The sequence below is a fragment of the Streptomyces sp. XD-27 genome (genome assembly GCF_030553055.1).
Lineage (GTDB): Bacteria > Actinomycetota > Actinomycetes > Streptomycetales > Streptomycetaceae > Streptomyces.
The window spans coordinates 6969489-6990074 of sequence record NZ_CP130713.1 but is presented as its reverse complement, the minus strand read 5'-3'; the positions used below and the strand labels follow the sequence as shown (position 1 = coordinate 6990074).

Genomic DNA, 20586 nt, shown 5'->3' with positions numbered 1-20586 from the left:
GCAGCGATCGGCCGCCATCGCGTCCCCCTGCGTGAGTGCGGCGCAGCACCGCGACCACGGCCCGCTCCCCCGTTCTTAGATCTTCTCTTACCTCCGCCGACTATCAACTCCTCATGCGCTTCTTCACTTCACGTCACCGCAACCGCGCCGCCGCCGCGGCCGTGGTCGCCTCGCTGTCCTGCCTCGCGCTCGTCGCTCCCTCCGACGCGACCGTGTCGCTGCCGCCGCAGGCGGTGGGCGTCATCCGGGGCCACCTCGTCGACATCCCCGTGAAGGGCGGCACGGCCACCGTCGACGCCTCCTCGCTGCGGGTCACCGCCCGTACGGCCCACGGCACCGTGGAGCTGTCGGCCCCCGCCGCCACCGCCCCGGGCGCCCCCGGCCCGGTGGCCAGGACGGCGGACGGCGGCGTCCGCTGGAGCTATCCGGGCAGCGGACTGGCCGTCACCGCCCGCGCCGAGGAGGGCCGTCTGGTCATGTCGGTCACCGCCACGGGCCGCGCCGACCGCACCCTGTCCTGGCCCGTCACGGGCACCGACCGGGCCGCCTCCGCCCTCCAGCTGCCGCGCGGCGAAGGGCTCTCCCTCCCCGTCGCCGACCGCTTCTGGAACTCCGCCGAGGCCCAGCTCGTCGGCAGCGACCTCCCCCTGGAGTCGGCCCTGTCGATGCCGCTGTGGGGCTACACCCTCGGCCGGCAGGGCGTCAGCTACCTGGTCCCCACCGACATCGGCACGTCCCTGCGCACGGCCTCCGATCGGGGACGGCTGCGCGCCACCGCCACCCACCGCTTCTCGCGCGCCGAGGGCACCACCCGGTACACCGTCGCCTTCTCCCTGACCGACGGGTCGCCGGTCGCCCCCGCCGTCGACTACCGCGCCTGGCTCAGCGAGCGCGGACAGCTCGGCAGCCTGCGGGAGAAGATCCGGGCCAACCCGGCCACGGGCAAGCTGCTCGGCGCCTTCCACGCCTACCTGTGGGGCGACGCCCGCAAGGCGGCGGGCGTACGGCAGCTGCGCGCGCTCGGCGTGGACGGCATGTGGCTCGGCTACGACGCCGACGACCGGCCGATGGACGCCGCCGCCGTCACCGCGGCCAAGGACGCCGGCTACCTCGTCGGCCCGTACGACTCGTTCGCCAACGGGCAGGACCCGAAGACGTCGGACGCGCCCACCTCCGTCTGGCCCGACCGGGTCTACCCCGACTTCTGCGTCCGGGACGCCGACGGGAAGCCCGTGCCCGGCTTCCACGACCGCGGGTGCTACCTGTCCTCGGAGGCGTTCGAGAAGGCCGAGCCGACCCGCCACCACCTCGCCGACCGCACCCGCGCGATGACCGCCAACGGCGCCGACAGCTACTTCCTCGACGTCGACGCGGCCGGTGAGCTGTTCCGCGACCACAGCTCCGCCCACCCCATGGACCGGGCGCGCGACCGCGCCAACCGGCTGGCCCGCATGAAGCGGCTGGCCGACGGCGACCGCCTGGTGCTCGGCTCGGAGTCCGCCGGAGCCTGGGCCAACCAGGTCCTCGCCTTCGACCACGGCTCCGGCACCCCGGTGGTCGACGGGCTCTGGAAGGCCCAGCGGGACAAGGAGAAGTGGGGCGGCTACGCGCCCGCGAACGCGCCGGGTGTCTTCTTCAAGCCCGCCGAGCTGCCCGAGGCCGTGGCCAAGGCGATGTACGACCCGGCCTACCGCGTCCCGCTGTACGAGACCGCCCTGCACGACTCGCTGGTCAACACCGAACGCTGGGAGCTGTCGTACGACAAGCTGCCGAAGCAGAAGACCACCCGCGCGCTGCTGGCGATGCTCTACAACACCCCGCTCAACTTCGTCCTCGACGGCGCGTCGCTCAAGGAGCGGGGCGGGGAGCTGGCCGCGCTGCAGAAGTACTTCGCGCCCCTGCACCGGGCGGCCGGCACGGAGGCCATGACGGACTTCCGTGACCTCACCGCCGACCGCTCCGTCCAGCGCACCGTCTTCGGCGACGGCGTCCTCACCGTCACCGCCAACTTCGGCGGCAGCCCGCACGACGGCCTGCCGGGCGGCTGCGTGGACGCCACCCTCAAGGGCGACGAGAAGCCGCGCCGCCTGTGCCCCGGCACACCTGGGTGACACAGGCCTCGGCTCAGCCGCGCGGCTGAGGCCCCTCTGCTCAGCCGCGCAGCTGCCGGTCCCAGAAGCCACAGTGGTGCCCGGCGCCCAGGTCCACCGGCCGGACGCCGCCGGTCCCGGGCGCCAGGGACTGTACGAGCGGGGTGCGGTCGAACCGGCGCCAGGCGGGGGCGCCGGTCCCGTTCGGGTCACCGGTGTGCGCGAACCGGGTCCAGTAGCCGATCATCCGGTCCGACAGCGCGCGCTGGTCGGCGGTGAAGGGCAGCCGGGTGGCGAACAGGTACGGCAGCTCGAAGCCGTGCGCGGCGCCGTACGGGAAGCCCGCCACGGGCGGCACGCCCGGCGGCACCGGGGCGGTCGCGTCATTGAACTCGTACCCGTACGTCGGCACATGGGCGGCGAGCGCGCGGTGGGCCCGCAGCGTGGTGCACGCGTAGCTGCTGTCCGTCAGGACGGCGGCCCAGGCCAGCGCCGGGGTGCCGTACGCCGACAGCGGGTAGCGCGCCTCGACGGCGGCGGCCGCGCGGCCGTAGGACTCCTTCAGCCGCGCCCGGTAGTCCCGCGCGTCCCGGATCGGATGGGCGGCCAGCGACGGTCCGACGAAGTAGCGCAGCTCGTCGTGGTTGGTGCCCTGGATCACCGGCATCCGGTGGAAGCGGCCGCTCTCCAGGGCCAGATCGGGCCGCACGGGCAGCAGTGCGTTGCCGTACGAGGCCCTGCTGAACGTCTCCATCAGCTCGCGGGTCGCCAGCTTCCGCGCGGGCAGGGCGCGCAGGCACGGCAGGGCCTTGGCGGGTTCCGCGCAGCCCAGCCGGCGGGCCACGGCCGCCCCCACCGCCTGCGTGGTGGCCTGGGGCGCGAACGGGGTGTACGCGGGGCTGCCGGGCGCCGAGACGCCGACCGGGAACGTCGTCATGCACGAGCCGCTCTGCAGGACGGCCTTGTGGAAGAGCCCGGCGGAGGTGGGGGACACCAGGTGCGCGCAGGCGCTCAGGCCGCCCGCCGACTCGCCGAACAGGGTGACGTTGTGCGGGTCGCCGCCGAAGCTCCGCGCGTTGGCCCGCACCCAGCGCAGCGCCGCCTGCTGGTCGGCGAGCCCGTTGTCGGGCGCGTTGCCGAGCGCCGGATGGCCGAAGAAGCCGAAGACGCCGAGCCGGTAGTTGACCGTGACGACCACGGCGTCGCCCTGGACGGCGAGCCGCTCGGCGGCGTACTCGCTGCCCGCTCCGGAGACGAACGCGCCGCCGTGCATCCAGACCATGACCGGCCGGTCGCGCAGGACGGGCCGGTTGCGGCCGGGGGCCGGGCGGCCGGACGGCACGGTGACGTTCAGATACAGGCAGTCCTCGGAGCCGACCATCGCCATGGTGGTGTACTCGGTGTTGTACTCCTCCTGCATGCAGCGCGGCCCCGGCGCCCCCGCGTCCCGTACGCCCTGCCAGGGGCGGGGCGGCACGGGGGCGCGCCAGCGCAGCGGCCCGGTGGGCGGCGCGGCGTACGGGATGCCCTCGAAGGTGTGGTACGCGCCGTGCGCCCTGCCGCGCACCGGGCCGCCGCCGGTGGTGACGACCGGCTCGGCGGGCGCGCCGGGCGGGGCCGGCGGCGCGGCGGGCCCGGAGGCGGAGACGGGGGCCGAAGCGGAGGCGATCGCGAGCAGCGCGAGGAGGAGCGCGCACAGCGCCCCGCCCCTTCGTCGCGCGAGGCGGGATGGCGACATGACGGACGGCGACATGGCTGACGCCCCTTCAGCGCGGTACGGGCACCGTCGGCCCCGGGTACTCGAGAGCGTACCCGTGACCACCGTGCGTCGCGGTCGCATGACAGCCGTATGCCGGTCGTTCGGGTGACCGGCTCCCGCCGGGCGCCGTGCGCGAACGACCACCGAACGACCCACCGAACGGCCGTCGTGGGCCGGGCCGACTACTCCGTGGCCAGCCGGCCCGCCAGGGCCACGAACAGACAGCCGGTCAGCGCGTCGATGCCCCGCTTGGCCCGCCGGTACCCGCGCGCGATCGGCGCCAGCGAGAACAGGCACGCCACGGCGGTGAACCAGGCCGTCGCCATCAGCAGCATCACTCCGACGACGGCCGCCTGGAGCCACAGCTCGGGGTGCGGGGGAAGGAAGGCGGTGAAGAGGCTGCCGAAGAAGACCGCGGCCTTCGGGTTGCCGATGTTGGTCAGGAAGCCGACCCGCCACACCGCCCACGCGGACCGCTGCCCCACGTCGGCCCCCGCGTGCTCCACCGCCGCCTCGGCCGGCCCGGCCCGGCGCACCGCCAGCAGGGCCCGTACCCCCAGGTAGCCCAGATAGGCGGCACCGGCCAGCCGCACCGTGTCGTACAGCCAGCTGACCCGGGCGAGCAGCACCGCGAGCCCGAGCAGGCTCGCGCTCGCCCAGACCCCGATCGCGGAGGTGATGCCGAGCCCGACGAGCACGCCGTCGCGGCGCGACCGCGCCGTCGCGTACTGGGCGGTCACGAGCACGTCGGGCCCCGGGGTGATCAGCACGATCACCCACACGCCGACCAGGGGAAGCAGCTGCGGGAGGTAGTTCATGTGAGCGATTGTGCGCCATCGGCGCCTCTGTCCACCGGGAATTCCACGGTGTGGAACGGGCGGCTGCGAGCCCCTTACGACCGGAGGGCGTCCGCCAGGGTCTTGGCGAACTCGGCCGGGTACTCGGTGACGCCGATGTGGCTGCCGGGGAACTCCGTGACCCCGGTGCCGAGTCGTTCCGCCAGGGCGGCCACGGGGCGGGCCAGCGCGTGGCCGCGGGAGTCGCGTCCGGCGGCCGGGCGCAGCCGGTCCGCCACGGCCCGCAGCGCGTCCAGGTCCGGCTCGTACCCGGTGAACACGGGCAGCACATGCTCCAGGAAGACGGGCATGTTGGCCTGCATACGGGCCATCACATCGGCGGGCAGGGGGCGGGGTTCGGGCCTGGCGGGCGGCTCCTCGGCCCCGTCGCCGGCCGCGAACTCGGCCTGCATGAGTGCCAGCGCCGGGCCGAGCCCCTCCGCGCGGTACGTGTCGCGCACCTCGGCGAAGAGCGCCCGCATCCGCGCGCCGTCGGGCAGCAGGGGCCACGTCTGCGGTTCGTGTGCGACGGCGAGGGCCACCTGCTCCGGGTGCCGGGTCAGCAGGTCCAGCGCGACGATGGCGCTCGAACTGCTGCCGAAGACGTACGCGGGCTCGCCGCCCGGCGTCGCAGGGGCCAGATGCGCCAGCAGGCGGTGCGCGTCGTCGCTGTGCGCCGCCACGCCGCCGTCCGCGGCGGGGTCGTCGAGCGGGCTGCGCGAGAAGCCGCGCGGATCGTAGGAGACGACCGTGTACCGGTCGGCGAGATCGGCCGCGACCGGGTCGTACACGGCGGCGTCGGCGGAGCCGCCCGGTATCAGCAGCAGCAGCGGGCCGGTGCCGCGCACCTCGTAGTGGAGGGTCGCGCCGGGCACCTTCAAGGTGCCGGTGCGCGGTTCGCTGTCGTGGAACGGTGCCTGATCGGACATCGCTCTCCCCCGTTTCTCTCTGGCTCGGATGTGCTGTGTCTGACTTACGTGTGCTGCTCAGGCGCGGAGGACGACGGCCAGTGCTCCAGCGCCACGTGCAGGGCCTCCACGGCCTGCTCCCAGGACGCCTGTACGGAGCGCGGGTGCCCGAAGCCGCCCGTGGCCTCGAGGGCGGCGTAGCCGTGGAAGGTGCTGCGCAGCAGCCGTCCCGCGTCGGTGAGGTCCGGCTCGGAGAGTCCGTAGCCGCGCAGCATCGCGTAGGTGAGCTCGACGGCGCGCCGATGCCCGACGGACTCCGCGGCGACCTCGGGGTCGACGGGGAACCGGGTCGCCTCGTACCGCCCGGGGTGGTCGAGCACGAACCGGCGGTAGGCGTGGGCGAAGGCGACCATGGCGTCCTTGCCCGCGCGACCCGCCACCGCCGCGCCGATGCGTTCGGTGAACTCGGCCACGGCCCGCACCGCGACGCGGGTCCGCAGGTCGCGGATGTTCTTCACGTGCGAGTACAGGCTGGCGTCCTTGACGCCGAAGCTCCGCGCGAGCGCGGACAGGGTGACGTTGTCGAACCCGACCTCGTCCGCGAGATCGGCAGCGGCCGCCACGACGCGGTCGGTCGTCAGACCAGCGCGGACCATGCGTCACTCCTTCGGCTACAACCTAGACCCTCTAGGTTGTAGCCGAATATACATAGGCAGAGTTCCGGGCGGCAAGATCAATGAACGGCACGATCAAGGGCGCGACCTGGCCCGGTGCCCGCAGGGTGGCCCGCGCGTCGCCGATCAGGTTCACCTCGTACGGGAACCGCAGGCCGGCCATGTGCGGGTCGATCTCGATCTGCACGCCCCGCACGCCCTCGAACTCGGGCACGTCCTTGCCCAGCAGCGCCTTGGCCACACCGGCCCCGAGGACGTCCGCGATCTGCTCGACCTCCGCGCGGGCGCCCTGGCCGACCAGGACGGCGACCTTCTCGCCCGCGTTCAGCACCTCGGCGGCCCGCCGCAGGTCCTCCTCGGCCGGGGTCGCCGTGGAGTGGCTCAGGTCGAGGCTGGAGGGGACCATCTTGAACGCGTGCGTGGGCGGCCGGTAGTCCAACTGCTGCACGTCGGCCGGGATGATGAGCGCGGTAGGGCAGCGGCGCGCGTACGCGGTGCGGATCGCCCGGTCGAGCACGTTGGGCAGTTGCTCGGGCACCATGACCATCTGGCAGAAGTCGGAGGCGACGAACGGCAGCCCTTCGGGTACGGAGGCGACGGCCAGGTTCACCGCCGACGCCAGCGGGTCGGTGAGCCGGCGTCCGTGCAGCAGCCCGGAGCCTGCGACGGCGATCCCGGACCCGACCGCGATGGGCAGGCCGGCCCGGGTGAGCGCGGTCAGACGGGCCTCCACCCCGGTCACCGGCGCGGCCTGCCGGGCCGTGGCCAGACTGCGGCCGACCTCGGTCCCTGGGTGCCGTGCTGACCAGGGAGATGCTGCTGCGTGGCGCCGTCACCGCCCTCGGTGCCGGACTGGCCTGGGCGGCGGCCCGGCTCACCGGCGGCCGGCGGCGCGCCAGTACGGTCGCGCTGGCGGCGCTCGTCGGCTCCCAGTTGGCGCAGACGCTCGCGACGGGGGGACGTGACCGGCGGGTCCTGCTCGCGGGGCTGGGCTCGGCCGCCGTCCTCGCCGCCGTCATCCAGACGCCGGGCGTCAGCCGGTTCTTCGGCTGCACCCCGCTGGGCCCCGCCGCGTGGGGCATCACCGCGGGCGCCATCGCCGCCGCCACCGCCGCGGGCCTGGTCGCGGCCCCGCTGGCCCGCGCCCTGGCAGACCACGACTGACATACGCCCTCGCCGCTGCTCTGTTTCACCCCGCGGAAGCCGGGGACTCGTACGGACCTCGGGAAGGAGAGGGGGGACCGGCCTCGGGAAGGAGAGGCGGCACGCCATGCCGGTGGAGCTCACCGCCGTCATCACGGCCACCACCAAGTGGCTGCTGAACGCCTATCCCCCGGTCGGCGGGCCGCTGAGCGCGGCACTCGCCGAGGCCCAGGCCCGCCAGGCCGTGACGGTCGCCGCCTGGCTGCGCTATCCGACCTCTGTGGACGCCGGGCTGGTGACCCTGCTGGGCCCCGGCGGGTCACAGCGGCTGGACCTGCTGGTGGACGCGGACGCCGCCGCCCCCGACTCCGCGGACCACGCCTGGCGCTCGTGGGTGGACGAGGTCGTGGCGAGCTGGGCCGCGTGCCTGCTCGCCGAGCCGGCGCTGGCCCGGGCGGCGGCGGCCGCCGCCGCGGGCAGCGAGCACGGCTCGGCGACCCCCGTGGAGTTCGGCCGCCTGACGGCACCCGGGGAACGCGACCGCCTCGCCGCCCCGCTGCTGCGCCACCCCGACCTGCTGTCCCGCATCGCCGTACTGCACCGCGCCGAGCTCATGGAACGACTCGGAACGGGCCCGCCGGACCCCGCATGACCGCGCCCCCCGTGTGAACCCCCATCGCCACGCACGCGGGGTCGACACGCCCACGAGCGGTGCATTCGGGCGGACGCGCCCATGCCATGAGGTCGGCTGTCTTGTCTGCGAACGCGCGGACGCGACGGTGCACTACGGAAGGTGGACGACCATGGCCCACGGCAAGGACGTGATCAGCGAGCTGACCGCCGACCACCGTGAGGTGGAGGAGATGTTCGAGCGCATCCAGGCGATGCCGCCCAGCGATCCGGAACGCAAGCGGCTGGTCGACAACGCCACCATCGAGCTGGTGCGGCACGCGGTGGCGGAGGAGCAGTACCTGTATCCGGCGGTCCGCGAGCATGTCGAGGAGGGCAACCCCCTGGCGGACAAGGAGATCACCGACCACGGCCGGGTCGAGCGGATCCTGAAGGACCTGGAGCGGCGGGACGTCGACGACGCCGACTTCGACACCCTCGTCACCCAGTTGGTGAACGAGGTCAGCGCGCATGTGCGGGACGAGGAACACCGCCTGTTCCCACTGCTGCGCGCCGCCTGCTCCCCGGAGCAGCTGGAGAAGCTGGGCGACAGGATCCGGCAGGCCAAGAGGACGGCCCCCACGCGCCCGCACCCGGCCGCGCCTCACACGCCGCCCGCGAACAGGCTGCTGGCTCCCGGAATGGGCCTGGTGGACCGCACCCGGGACGCGCTCTCCGGGCGCGGCAGGTCCTGAAGCCCCGCAGTCCGCCGGCCCGCCGGCAGGCCGAGCCGCGGCAGGAGCCCGCAGGCCGTGTCCCCGCATGCCCGGACGGACGGCGGGTACTCGGGTCGCGCAGGATTCCAGCACATCCCGGCACGCTCGGCACATTCCGACACATCCCGGCATATCCCCGAAGGAATGGGAAGCCCATGTCGTACGAGGACTTTCTCGCGAACGTACAGGAACGCGGCGGATACGACGCCACGGAGGCGGAGCGCGTCACCGACGCGGTGCTCACCGCACTCGGCGAGCGGCTGGCGCCCGAATCGGTCGGGCACCTGGCGGACCAACTGCCCATGCCGTTGGCCGACGTGCTGAACGACGCGCAGGCAGCGGCACGCACGTGGGGGGTGGAGGAGTTCGTCAGCCGTGTCGCGGGGGCCGTCGGCACCGACGAGGCGAGCGCCGAGACGGCCGCCCGTTCGGTGCTGTCCGCGCTGGCCGACCAGGTCAGCCGCGGAGAACTCAACAAGCTCCTCAGCCAGCTCCCGGCCGGATACGCCGAACTGTTCGGCCACCCGGAGCCGGCCTGAGCCCACCCTTCGGCGTCCGGCTCGTGTGGCGGTCAGCACGGCGGTGACGCGAGGCGCCGAACGGCGCGCGATCAGTGCGGGATGCCCGACAGTTGGCGGATGATCCGCCAGGTGGCGGCCGGTCAGGATGGCCGCCATGGACCCCGAACTCGAAGCATCCACCCCGCTGTTCCCCCATGCCGACCTGACCGACCGGACCGACCCGGCCGCCCCCAGCACGAGCCCGTCGACCGGCTTCGATCCCGCGAAGCTGAAGTCCGCCATGGACGGCGTCCACCGCGCGGGGATTCCGGGCGTGTACGCCGAGGTGCGCGACACCGGCCGGGTATGGCGCGGCGCTTCCGGGGTCGCCGATGTCAGGACCGGCCGCCCTGTCAGCCCCGACATGCGGCAGCGCGTCGGCAGCATCACCAAGACCTTCACCGCCGCCGCCGTCATGCAGCAGGTCGAGCAGGGTCGGATCCGGCTCGACGCGCCGATCGGCGACTACCTGCCGCGGCTGGTGCCGGGAGAGCGCGGCAAGAAGATCACGGTTCGGATGCTGCTCAACCACACCAGCGGCATCCCCGATTACATCCCCTACGCGTTCCCGTCCCTCCAGGGGTTCCCTTCCGCGCCGGACGTCTCGCCCAAGAGCCTGGACGACAACCGCTTCAGGCAGTTCCGCCCGGCCGAACTGATCGCGTTGGGGCTCACCGCGCCTCCCACCGGCGAGCCCGGAGGCCCCACAGGGGTGTACTCCAACACCAATTACCAGCTCCTCGGCCAACTCCTGAAGCACGTGACCGGCACCACGGCCGAGGAGTACATCACCCGGAATGTCATCGAGCGTGCCGGGCTCCGGCACACCGGGTTTCCGGCCGGGCCGCGGATCGAGGGGCCGCACTCGCTGATGTACGAGGGCCTGTGGGGCTTGATCGACCCGCCGCGCGACTACAGCGTCTACACCATGTCCTGGGTGGGGCCGGGGGCCGCTCTGGTATCGACCATGGAGGATCTCAACCGCTTCTACGGCAAGCTGCTCGACGGTGAGATCGTCAACCGGTCGTCGCTGGCGCAGATGCAGCGCACGGTCCCGGTCCGCGCCCTGGACGGAACGACGATCGACTACGGCCTCGGTCTGCACAAGGTCGACGTCCCGGGTTGCGGCACCTTCTGGGGCCACGACGGCTCGGCCTGGGGCGCCGGAACGATGTCCCTGACCCGGGCCGACGGCAAGCGCCAGATGTCCGTCGCGATCAACCTCGCGAGGTGGAACGAGCGGGACTCCTCGGGGAAGCCGCAGCACCACCCCATCGACGACGCGCTGTCGACCCTGTACCGGCAGGCGATGTGCGGCAACGGAGACGCCCAGGCCGCGAGTGCCGCGCAGGTCCCGGCGTTCGGCCCGTAGCCGCAGGGTCGCGCGCTCGGCGGCCACAGCCCACCAGACGAAATACCACCGCAGAAAGGACATCTCGGCATGACGGTTACTCCGATCGACCTCTTCGCCTCCTTCATCCACCTTCGCCAAGGCGGCCACGTGCACGCCGAACAGCCGGTGTTCGACCCCGAGCGGGACGGCTGGCAGGTGATGGCCTTCCATGTGGAGACCGACGCCGACCTCCACGCCGACCATTGGGAAGTCCACCCCGAGGCGGACGAAGTCGTCTGCTGCCTCAGCGGCGGAATACGCCTCTACCTCCGCCCGGAGCGGCCGGGAGACGAGGAGGAGGAGATCAGGCTGGCGGCGGGAACCGCGGCCATCGTGCCGCGCGGGCGATGGCACCGCACCGCGCTGGACGCCCCCGGCGACATCATGGCCGTCACCCTGCCACGCGGCAGTCGCCTGGAGAAGCGGACCGAAGCCTAGGCCAGGGCCCTGGCGCCCGATCTTCACAGGAGTGCCCCCGAGCGGAGCACGGCCTCTTCATGACCCACGCCGATGAAGTCGACCAGGACCTGGTCGACTTCATCGGGGGCGCCCCCCCTTTAGAGCCACTGGATAACCCGTGACGCCCGCAATTGCCCGCCGGGCGCCGAGAATCTCATGATCACCACCCATGACCAGCGAAACCCACCCACACCGCTCCGATAACATGATCCGACTCATGACGAGCACCTCTCACCGCCCGTCCTTCACCGGAAAGCACGCTATCCGGCGCGAAGAGTGACCTATCCAACCAAACATCTACCAAATCGGCCAAAACAGTTGATACCTATAGCATCGCGGGTGTTTGCCCGAATAAACGGCAGAATTACGCTCGCCGCGTGGCGTCAACCACGGGCGCTCCTGTGGGTCGCGGCGGGTGTGGCGACCCTCGGATTCCTCGTCGCGCTGGAGATCGCCGCAGGCCGCTACGGCGTACCGGGGCCGATGGCCAACCAGGCGAAAGAGGTGATATTCGCCCCTAAATCGGGGCCGCTGTTGTACGCCAGTATGGCGTTGATGATGGTGGTGCTCACCTGGCGGCAACGGTTCATCGCGGCCGGTGTCGCGGTCGGCATCGACATCGCCTTCTTCCTGGTGCGGTGGGCATTCGACACCAGGGTGACCGAAGGCCACGGCCACGCCTTCGGCAACGGCGCGTTGTGGGTGATCTTGGGCTACGCGGTCATCGCTGTCACGCGCCGCACCGGCCGGGAACGTGTCCTGCTGCTCAAGGGCGTCGGGCTGGGCCTGATACTCGTGGCCGGCCGCAAAACGGGCGATACCTGGCTGCTCATCACCTCGAAGACCCGCCCGGAGGTGCTCGACGAGTACGTGGCAACCGCCGATCACGCGCTGGGCAACCCGTCATGGCTGGCAGGCCGGGTGATCGAGGCCACCGGCCCGATCGGCGCCCATGCTCTCGACTTCGTCTACGCTCAGCTCGCGGTGGCCGCGGTCGTCGTCGCGCTGTACCAGCTACGTAACGTGGCGGTCGAACGCCGCTTCCCGAGCCATCATCTGGTGCGCACCTTTCTGGCCATCGGCCTCCTCGGGCCGGCCATCTACATGATCTTCCCGGTCGTCGGACCGATCTACACCTACGGCACCGGCGCCTTCGGCACCGGCGGCGAGGAGTGGGCGATCGCCAACCTGTGGCCGGACACGCTGCCGCCGATCACCACCCCGCACCCGGTGCGATACGACGAGATCACCCCTCGCAACTGCATGCCCAGCCTGCACACGGCGTGGGCCGTCGCGATCTTCATTCACTCCCGCAAGGCCCCGCGGATTCTGCGCTTCGCAGGCACCTTCTGGCTCATTGCCACGCTCGGCGCAACGCTGGGATTCGGCTACCACTACGGCGCGGATCTCGTTGCAGGCGTGGTGTTCACGCTCACCATCGAGGCAGCGCTGCGCTCGCTCGACCGCGGCTGGGATCGGTCGGGAATCCAGCTGGTCGCCTACGGCACAACGGTCTTCGCCGCGCTCTTGGTGTCCTATCGCTATCTGCCGATGGAAATGGCCGAACATCCCTGGGTGTTCGGACCACTTCTCATCCTGGCGATGACCTCGGTGATCTACGGCTACATACGGACCACCAGACAATGGGAACCGAAGACCGCACCAGCGCGGCAACCGGAACGGCAACCCGAACTGGTGTGAGTCGCGTTTGCATCCGGTACCGAAGGCGGTCATGGGCGGGGTTCACGCCTGGCCGATGCCCTCGAACCACGTCGGTCCAGCCCCTGCGGCCTGCTTGATCCGGGCGAGCGCGAATTCCTCCAGCTCCGGCAGCGCGTCCGGTTCGAACCAGCCCACCTCCAGCGACTCGTCGTCGTTGACGCGCGCCTCGCCGCCCACCGCGCGGCAGAGGAAGCAGACGTCCATGATCTGGGAGAAGGGGGCTAGCAGAAGCGCACCTTAGTTGGCAAACATGCAGGTCAGCGGCGTGGGTTCGTTTTTCGCAGACGAGCCCACGCCGCGCAACGCCGACTTCGTGCTGGCTTCCGCTGGGATCCGTTCCGGTCCGTTCGGGTGCGGTGCGCTGGATCGGTGCTGGCTTTCTAGTACTCCAGCCGTAGATCGTGATCTTCATGTCTGATTCGCGGCTTGCCGACGGTAATGGCTGGCCTGGGCGCGGGCCTGGTGGCGGCGTCGCCAGGCGGACCAGCCGAGCCGGTGGGCCACGTCGTGCCCGGGCTGGGTGACGAGCATCGTGAGCAGGTGCTGGATCTCGTTGCAGGTGAGCGGGATCAGCCCTTGGATACCCTTCCGGCTCGGATCACGGCCCGGATGTCGAGCAGAGTTTCCAGACGGTGCAGGGGATTGCCGGGCACGGCGATGAGGTCGGCGTCGTAGCCGACGGCGATCCTTCCTTTGCGATCGGCCAGCCGACATGCCTGTGCGGCGAGGGTGGTGGCCGAAGCCAGGGCTTCGGTGTTGGTGAGGCCGAGAGAGCCAAGGCGGATGATCCCGTGGGGGAGCACGCCGTGGGGCTTGCGGGGACCCGCACCGGCATCGGAGCAGCAGACCAGCCGCGCTCCTTCGCGGTGCATTCGTGCGAAATTCGCACTTCGCTGCTCTACGCGCTTGGCCATGTGGGGTGCGACCATCGAGCCGGTCGGGAGCCAGGCTTCGGTGGCGCCGACGAAGGTGCCTGCCTCCACTACGGCCGCAACGGTCCGCCAGTCGGGGTCGACACCGTCTTCGGTGAAGAAGGAGGCGTGCTCGATGCCGTCGACGCCAGCTGCGGCAGCATCAGCCATTCCCTGCCGGCCGTGAGCATGTGCGGTGACCGGTCTGCCGCTGGTGTGGGCCGCCCGGGTTACCGCTGCAAGTTCGTCGCGTGTGTACTGCGACTGGTGCGGCCCCCACCCAGGGGTGATCACGCCACCGGTCGCCATGATCTTGACTACGTCGGCGCCGCGTGCGATCCGCTCCTTGACCGCGGCCTCCACGGCCGCGATGCCGTCGGCTTCACCGCCCAAGAACCAGCAGTGTCCGCGAGTTCGCGTGATGGGCGGTCCGGCGGCGAGAATCTCCGGACCGGCCTCCGCCCCTGCCGCGTAGTGGTCACGCAGCGATACGGCCAGAAAATCACGATCGCCGAGGTCCCGTACGGTGGTGACCCCCGCCCGCAGCTGCTGCCCGGCGTGGACGCGCATGCGCGCCAGGGTGGTGTGGGCATCTTCATCTGCCATCGCCGGCTTCGACTTGTCCTCCGGGTCGAAGGCAAGGTGGACGTGAGAGTCGATGAGACCGGGCAACAGTGTGGCGTCACCGAGATCCAGAACGCGCAGGTCTGCAGAAGGAGGGGCTCCCGTCATATCGACACCGGCAATGCGCGAGCCGTCGATGAGCACAAGTGGACGCCCCGGCCGTAATGCGTACCCGTCAAACAGCCGTGCCGCACGGACCGCCCAGATCCGCCGACGCTGCACGTGTTGTTGTTCACCGCTGGCAAGCACCCGACTGTGCCTCCTCACCACTCAGTAACTGCTCATGCTCCAGCCGTAGGTCGCGATCTTACTGATGGGGCCGGCTGGGAGACGCGTACGGCCACCGCTGATCATCGGCGTGTGAAGACTGAAGATCATGCGGTGGCCGCGGGGCACAGCGTAGACCCTGCCCGCTGGCAGGAGGCATTCGAGGCCCTGATGGGGCGGATAGCGGGCCGGTTCGCGCGAGTTGAGCCCCGGCGCCGGGTGAGGGACTTGGTGCTGGGGCTGCTGTCGGACCTGCCGCGCAGGAACTGCTGGTCGATTGCCGAGTGGGCCGGGGAGGCGAGTCCGGACGGCATGCAGCACCTGCTCGGCCGGGCCAGGTGGGATGCCGACCGCGTGCGTGATGACGTGCGTGAGTACGTGCTGGAGCATCTGCACGACGAGGATGCGGTGCTGGTAGTCGACGAGACCGGGGACGTGAAGAAGGGCACGCACACCGTCGGTGCCGAGCGTCAGTACACCGGCACCGCCGGGAGGATCGAAAACGCGCAGGTCGCGGTCTACCTCGTCTACGCGGGTGCCCACGGGCACGCGGCGGTGGACCGTGAGCTGTACATCCCGCGCTCGTGGGCATGCGCCCCGGAGCGCTGCAGGGCCGCCGGGCTGGGCGACGGCACCGTCTTTGCAACCAAGCCGGAGCTGGCCGCCCGCATGATCAGCCGGTTCCTCGACGCGGGGCACCGCGTGCGCTGGATCGCGGGGGACGAGGTTTACGGCGGCAACCCGAAGCTGCGGTCCGCGCTGGAAGAGCGCCAGGTCGGCTACGTGCTCGCCGTCGCCTGCTCGGCTGAAGTCACCACCGGTGCGGGGAAGTTCCGCGCGGACATCCTGGCCACGAAGGTGCCGAAGCGGGCCTGGCAGAAACTGTCGGCAGGAGCCGGAGCCAAGGGGCACCGCTTCTACGACTGGGCCGTCGTCGACCTGGCCGAAGTGCGACCCGGCAGCCACCGGCTGCTGATCCGCCGCAACCGCACCACCGGTGAACTCGCCTACTACCGCTGCTTCTCGCCCGCCCCCGTGCCCCTGGCCACGCTGGTCCGCGTCGCCGGGTCAAGATGGCGGGTGGAAGAGACCTTCCAGGCCGGAAAGGGCCTGGTCGGGCTGGACGAGCACCAGGTCCGCCGCTTCACCTCGTGGTCTCGCTGGGTCACCCTGGCCATGCTCGCTCATGCCTTCCTCGCCGTCGTCCGCGCCGACGAACACGCCCGCCATCCCGCCCCAGACGGGCTGATCCCGCTCACCTGCAACGAGATCCAGCACCTGTTCACGACGCTTGTCACCCAGCCCGTGCACGACATGGCCCACCGGCTCGGCTGGTCCGCCTGGCGACGCCGCCACCAGGCCCGCGCCCAAGCCAGCCATTACCGTCGGCAAGCCGCGAATCAGACACGAAGATCACGATCTACGGCTGGAGTACTCAGCGCGCCGGGTCAGAAAAGAGCCAGTGGGCCGCAGCGAAGCCGCTTGATCATTGGCAGGCCGTTGGCGCGGCCGCAGATCATCCATATCTTCTCACCTGGATAATCCAGCCGAACCCTCAGCGAGGCCCTCGTGACTGAACCATTGTGGGACGTCCCCGATCTAGCCGAGTTCCTACGCAAGCCACCTTCGTGGGTATACGACAATCACGCAAGGATGGACATCCCCAGTTTCCGAATCGGCCAGCAGCTCCGCTTCTCCCCCGCCGAAATACGTCGATGGATGGACACCGATTGCAGGGAAACCACCTTTTGAGCTCACCAGGATCTCCAAGCTGGTCACCTCCATCCGGGCTGCTCCCGAATGGATTCGCACCGCACCCGACGACATGAAGGTCAAGCACAAGGAGACGGCGCGGGGCGGGCTCGCGGTCAACATCATCGAGTGCTGAGGAAATAGGCCCTGACCAGCGCGTTTGCTTCTTTCAGCGCTGTCAGGGCCTTCCCTGCTTACCCAGCGGAAAGTCCCCGAAAAGTCCCCGGGATGTCCCTGGTCGACGGGGGCTCTCGCGCCCACGAGAGAGCGAGCATCCGCCCCCTGCCGACTGACGAGGTCCAGTCCAGTCGTACCACCGGAGACGCTTCTAGGCGCGTTTCGAGGAACTGCTCATTACGGAGAGGATCGAATCCCTCACCGGGGGTGTCGAGTCATCCTGGGTGGTGATGCCCTTGCGAGTCAGAGCAGGCTCGGTGCTTGGCCCTTTTATGTGGCTCCGGCTCCACCGTCCGCTCACGCTTGGCAGACCGTCGCGGTGACCTACGACTGGGCATCGCAGGTCTGGCAGCGGCGGGTGGCCACTGGGTCCAAGTTCCCGTCGGTGACGTGCAACGCTGCTTTGAGGCTGCGGGGAGACGCTATCCTTCTGTGACTTCACAGGGGTTTGTTCATTGGTGTGACGGGGGAATTGTGTCCCAGTTTGTGGATTTCGAGTTCGGGGACGGGACCTCTGTGTTGGTGGAGGTTTCGCCCGTGAACGGAACGGATTCGGGTACCCGCGGTGACGGCCAGTGGGAAGACGACTCGCCCGTCGGACCGGTCGGCGCTGGCTCCCGGGTGATCCAGCGATCGGGTCAGTTGCTGCACGACGCCTTCGCCCCGCTGGTGCCGATCCTGTCGAGCATCCACGGCCAAGCACGGAGAATGGGCAACGCGCCGGACGAACTGTCCGTCGCATTCGGCGTGAAGCTCACTGCCGGGCTGAAGATGGCAGTTGTGAGCGGCGGAGAGGCAAGCTTCACCGTGACCGCTACCTGGAACACACCCCGGACACAGCCGCAGAACGGCAGCCGTGCCGATGAATCCCAGCCCACTGCCCCGGTCGTCGATAGTGGGCAGCCATTGAGCTGATGCAGATCCTGACGGGCAGATCATGATGGAGGCAGACGAGCCGCTGTGGAACGCGTTCGTCACCGTCCGCGCGGACGATGGGCACGTCATCGGCGGCGGAATCTACGGGCACTACGGGGACCCGAAACATCCAACACTCCTGACGTGCGCGCATGTCGTCAATCTTGCTCTCGGCCGCAGCGAGTTCACCGTGGACTCTCCTGGCCAGGCCGAGGTCACCCTGGAGTTCCCGGCTGTCCCCGAGGTTCGGATCAAGGCCCGGGTAAGACGGTGGTGGCCGGCCAGCGGACTGACCGACCCGAATACACCACCCGTACGCGGACACGACGGCCGCTGGGCAGCAGACATTGCTGAACTTGAGCCAATGATGCCGCTGCCAGCCGAGCTGCAGCCGGTACCTCTAGCAGTTCCGGAACTGGGCGACACGTTGTGGGCCTGGCGCGGCAACGGAGACCCGCGCACAGTGGTGCGGCTGCGAGTCAATGGGGCGGCGGGCGAGTGGCTCGTCCTCGAATCTCCGCCGACTGGGTTCGCTGTCCAACCGGGCTACAGCGGGGGGCCGCTGTGGGACCGTAGGCGAGCGGCGGTGGTCGGGCTCATGGTCAGCGCGCACGACCGAGTCGCGTACAGCAACATGACCACGGCCGTGCCATTCCGGCAGAGTTATGGCATCCGCGGCGATGTTCTGCGCGAGCGTCTCCTGGGCAAGCACGATCCTCGGAGCAGCCTCGATCCGCACGTCTGGCCGCTCCTGAAGGCGCAGCAGCAGGCAGCCGTGTCCTTTCCATACCGGTCTGTGGGGCTCCATCGGGACGATCTCACCCAGGTCTACGTACGCCAGCAGCTCGCTGCCGGCGCCGAGCCCCAAGACCGGTCCCATTCTGTGCAAGAGGCCGCGCAGGCTGAGGATGAGCGGCCGCCCCGCACCGTCGAGGACTTCCTCGCTCGCTTCCGTCACGTGCTGGTCGTCGGCTCCCCTGGAACGGGGAAGTCGACCCTCACCCTGCAGATGTCTGCCGAGCTGGTGCGCGTCCCTGGCCTGCGTCAAGGTGAGGCGACACAACTGATCCCGATCCGGGTGTCAGCTCGGGACCTGGCAGGCCGCCCCGAGGGTGAGCTCAGCGCTGCGATATCCGCTGCAGCCCGTACTGCCGTCTCAGCCCGCCTCGGCATCGACATCGGAGAGGACCTGTGCGTGCGTCCGACCGGGACGCTGGCATGGCTGCTCATCATCGACGGCCTGGACGAAGTTGAAAATGCCACCGCGCGCGCAGACCTCTCGGATCGGCTACAGCGGTTCATGGACATCGAGACCAAGCACCGGCTACTGATCACGACACGGCAGCTGCCGTCACGTGAGAGTGCTCGGTGGCAGGCCAGGCGTGATCTCGGCCGATGCGAAATCGAGCCGTTCGAGCGGGGCCAGCGCCGAGACTTCGTCGAGAGGTGGTTTCGGAACCGGCCCGCCCTCGCTGGTGACTTCCTCACCCAGATCAGCACCGCCCGGCTGGAGGAGGTCGTATCCGTTCCTCTGCTGGCCACCGTCGCGGCCATCGTCTTCGAGGAACGCTCCGGGCAACCGCTGCCACAGACCGCCTTTGCGCTCTATCAACGATTCGTGTCGCACCTCTACGAATCGCGCGCGGAACAGTTGACCACCAACTTGCGGGCTCGGCTGGCAGGTTGGGCTGAATCCGACCGCATCATGGAGCGGCTGGTCACTGGACGAATCGACTTGCTTGAGCACTGTGCGGCAGCCTGGCTACGCGGCACGGAGATCCTGCCCACCGCGCTGGAATGGCTGCGTACGGCCAACTCCCAGCCATATCCGCAGCCCACCGACTGGCCTGACGTCGTTGCCGCGGTGCTTACCTCAACAGGGCTGGTGACCCACGACGGCACCAACCTCACCTTTCTACACCGCAGCTTCGCTGAACACCTGGCCGCGGCAGGCGCCGCGCGGCGCCTGCCGGCCCGGTTCGACGCCGATGATCCCAGATGGTGGCACACGCTCCGCAGCGCGCTGACCAGTGGCCGCCCTCAAGACCACGAAGTTGTGCTACACCGCGCGCTGCTCTCGAACAGCGATGACCTGCTGGACTGGCTACTCGCCGGCGACGACCAAGCGCGCGAGCTCGCGGCCCGTCTGATCTTCGAAGGCGTTCCCAGTACACCGGCACACCACGGAGCACTTACCGAGACCCTCAGTTACTGGGTCTCGCGAGTCCGGCGGTCGTCCGTGGGGCTCGATCAGCTGGTGCGCGTGATCGACACGGTTCGTATTGCCCCTGCCCCCGTGGCTGATCTCCTTGTGGGGATGCTCGATGGCTCGCGCCACCTCACGTGCGGTCCGGATACCCTGGCGGCCCTCCGGCACATGACCAGTGACCGTTCCCTGAGTGAGCAGACACGCGACTGGGCGACCTACGCGGTTGACTGCGCCCGAGGCGGGATCCGCGCACCCGATGGCCCGCCCCCGGGTTCCTGGCTCCGCAGCTGAGTCACGCCCCAACGCCGCCATTCGCAGGCGCGTGCGTGGAAAGGCTGGATTCCGTCGCACGCATCGGACGTCACCACCGCGGCGGGCCGGTTGTTCCATGTCGTGCCGAGCTGGCGGGCGATCCCGCGCACGGAGGCGTGCTCACGCCGCATCTATCGGATCGCCCACCAGCACGCCCGTACGGTGAGCAGCGCCCGCGGCGCGGCCACCGTGGGGTTCCGCTCGGTGAACGTGCCGACCGGGCAGGCCGATTCGACACAGCGCCAGGTTCGCTTGCGCCACACGATCTTCACGGCCCGGTCGAAGCAAGGCGCGTCGATCAGGACCACCTCGCGTCGACCGTGGGAGTGAGCGATCACGCCGCAGGTCCGGCAGCCCATCACCGCCTGCGCCGACTCGACCCGAACAGTCAATCGGTCGCCGTCACCCCGGTCGACGCCAATCACGTGGAGATCGTCGAGACCGACGAGCAGGTCGCAGTTCACGCAGTAGGTGTTGGCGCGATGGCAGC

16 protein-coding genes and 5 pseudogenes are annotated in these 20586 nt (G+C 70.3%); 12 read left to right on the top strand and 9 right to left on the bottom strand.

Annotated elements, in window-relative coordinates; translation table 11 throughout:
- Nucleotides 1–113 precede the first annotated feature (113 nt).
- Nucleotides 114–2111, top strand: coding sequence for a glycoside hydrolase (locus Q3Y56_RS30630; RefSeq protein ID WP_304464998.1), 1998 nt, complete (start codon nucleotides 114–116; stop codon nucleotides 2109–2111).
- Nucleotides 2112–2151: 40 nt separating this feature from the next.
- Here the strand turns inward: Q3Y56_RS30630 and Q3Y56_RS30625 are convergent, their stop codons facing one another.
- From Q3Y56_RS30625 to Q3Y56_RS30605, 5 genes and pseudogenes are all read right to left on the bottom strand, one after another.
- A complete protein-coding gene (locus Q3Y56_RS30625; RefSeq protein WP_304464997.1) occupies nucleotides 2152–3843 on the bottom strand; it encodes a carboxylesterase/lipase family protein in 1692 nt (563 codons plus the stop codon).
- A gap of 188 nt (nucleotides 3844–4031) precedes the next feature.
- Nucleotides 4032–4667 carry a LysE family translocator gene (locus Q3Y56_RS30620; protein WP_304464996.1) on the bottom strand — a complete coding sequence of 212 codons (636 nt, stop codon included), beginning with the start codon at nucleotides 4665–4667 and terminating at the stop codon, nucleotides 4032–4034.
- A 74-nt stretch (nucleotides 4668–4741) separates the two neighbouring features.
- Nucleotides 4742–5614: an alpha/beta fold hydrolase gene (locus tag Q3Y56_RS30615; RefSeq protein ID WP_304464995.1), complete on the bottom strand. Its 873-nt coding sequence runs from the start codon at nucleotides 5612–5614 to the stop codon at nucleotides 4742–4744.
- A 44-nt stretch (nucleotides 5615–5658) separates the two neighbouring features.
- The gene (locus tag Q3Y56_RS30610) at nucleotides 5659–6249 is read right to left on the bottom strand and encodes a TetR/AcrR family transcriptional regulator (RefSeq protein WP_304464994.1); all 591 of its coding nucleotides are present in this window, start codon (nucleotides 6247–6249) and stop codon (nucleotides 5659–5661) included.
- Between the two features lie 118 nt (nucleotides 6250–6367).
- Nucleotides 6368–6835 (bottom strand): annotated as a pseudogene (locus Q3Y56_RS30605) (thiamine pyrophosphate-requiring protein); the annotation flags it as partial.
- Nucleotides 6836–7050: 215 nt separating this feature from the next.
- Between Q3Y56_RS30605 and Q3Y56_RS30600 the strand changes: the two are divergent.
- The 7 genes and pseudogenes from Q3Y56_RS30600 to Q3Y56_RS30570 form a co-directional block, all read left to right on the top strand.
- Nucleotides 7051–7431: pseudogene (locus Q3Y56_RS30600) on the top strand (cation transporting ATPase C-terminal domain-containing protein); the annotation flags it as partial.
- 106 nt (nucleotides 7432–7537) lie between these two features.
- A complete protein-coding gene (locus tag Q3Y56_RS30595) occupies nucleotides 7538–8062 on the top strand; it encodes a hypothetical protein (RefSeq protein WP_304464993.1) in 525 nt (174 codons plus the stop codon).
- Between the two features lie 151 nt (nucleotides 8063–8213).
- Complete coding sequence (locus Q3Y56_RS30590; protein ID WP_304464992.1) at nucleotides 8214–8774, top strand: hemerythrin domain-containing protein; 561 nt, start codon at nucleotides 8214–8216, stop codon at nucleotides 8772–8774.
- Between the two features lie 176 nt (nucleotides 8775–8950).
- Entirely contained in the window at nucleotides 8951–9334 is a 384-nt protein-coding gene (locus tag Q3Y56_RS30585) for a DUF2267 domain-containing protein (RefSeq protein WP_304464991.1), read from the top strand.
- A gap of 262 nt (nucleotides 9335–9596) precedes the next feature.
- A complete protein-coding gene (locus Q3Y56_RS30580; protein WP_304465875.1) occupies nucleotides 9597–10727 on the top strand; it encodes a serine hydrolase in 1131 nt (376 codons plus the stop codon).
- 69 nt (nucleotides 10728–10796) lie between these two features.
- Nucleotides 10797–11186 carry a cupin domain-containing protein gene (locus Q3Y56_RS30575; RefSeq protein ID WP_304464990.1) on the top strand — a complete coding sequence of 130 codons (390 nt, stop codon included), beginning with the start codon at nucleotides 10797–10799 and terminating at the stop codon, nucleotides 11184–11186.
- Between the two features lie 438 nt (nucleotides 11187–11624).
- Nucleotides 11625–12908: a phosphatase PAP2 family protein gene (locus Q3Y56_RS30570; protein WP_304464989.1), complete on the top strand. Its 1284-nt coding sequence runs from the start codon at nucleotides 11625–11627 to the stop codon at nucleotides 12906–12908.
- A 42-nt stretch (nucleotides 12909–12950) separates the two neighbouring features.
- Here the strand turns inward: Q3Y56_RS30570 and Q3Y56_RS30565 are convergent.
- The 3 genes and pseudogenes from Q3Y56_RS30565 to Q3Y56_RS30555 all read right to left on the bottom strand — a co-directional run.
- Nucleotides 12951–13139, bottom strand: a pseudogene (locus Q3Y56_RS30565) (NUDIX hydrolase); the annotation flags it as partial.
- A 198-nt stretch (nucleotides 13140–13337) separates the two neighbouring features.
- A pseudogene (locus Q3Y56_RS30560) lies at nucleotides 13338–13502 on the bottom strand (IS701 family transposase); the annotation flags it as partial.
- Entirely contained in the window at nucleotides 13499–14713 is a 1215-nt protein-coding gene (locus tag Q3Y56_RS30555; RefSeq protein ID WP_304464988.1) for an amidohydrolase family protein, read from the bottom strand. The gene Q3Y56_RS30555 and the pseudogene Q3Y56_RS30560, both read right to left, overlap by 4 nt.
- Nucleotides 14714–14902: 189 nt before the next feature.
- On the opposite strand from Q3Y56_RS30555, the pseudogene Q3Y56_RS30550 reads away from it, so the two are divergent.
- From Q3Y56_RS30550 to Q3Y56_RS30540, 4 genes and pseudogenes are all read left to right on the top strand, one after another.
- Nucleotides 14903–16129, top strand: a pseudogene (locus Q3Y56_RS30550) (IS701 family transposase); the annotation flags it as partial.
- A gap of 171 nt (nucleotides 16130–16300) precedes the next feature.
- Nucleotides 16301–16483 (top strand): helix-turn-helix domain-containing protein, encoded by a 183-nt coding sequence (locus Q3Y56_RS33630; RefSeq protein ID WP_369696825.1) that lies wholly within the window; start codon nucleotides 16301–16303, stop codon nucleotides 16481–16483.
- A 567-nt stretch (nucleotides 16484–17050) separates the two neighbouring features.
- The gene (locus Q3Y56_RS30545) at nucleotides 17051–17575 is read left to right on the top strand and encodes a CU044_2847 family protein (RefSeq protein ID WP_369696824.1); all 525 of its coding nucleotides are present in this window, start codon (nucleotides 17051–17053) and stop codon (nucleotides 17573–17575) included.
- Nucleotides 17576–17597: 22 nt separating this feature from the next.
- Entirely contained in the window at nucleotides 17598–20075 is a 2478-nt protein-coding gene (locus Q3Y56_RS30540) for an NACHT domain-containing protein (protein ID WP_304464987.1), read from the top strand.
- A gap of 152 nt (nucleotides 20076–20227) precedes the next feature.
- Here the strand turns inward: Q3Y56_RS30540 and Q3Y56_RS30535 are convergent, their stop codons facing one another.
- Nucleotides 20228–20560: a transposase family protein gene (locus Q3Y56_RS30535; RefSeq protein WP_304464986.1), complete on the bottom strand. Its 333-nt coding sequence runs from the start codon at nucleotides 20558–20560 to the stop codon at nucleotides 20228–20230.
- Nucleotides 20561–20586: the final 26 nt, after the last annotated feature.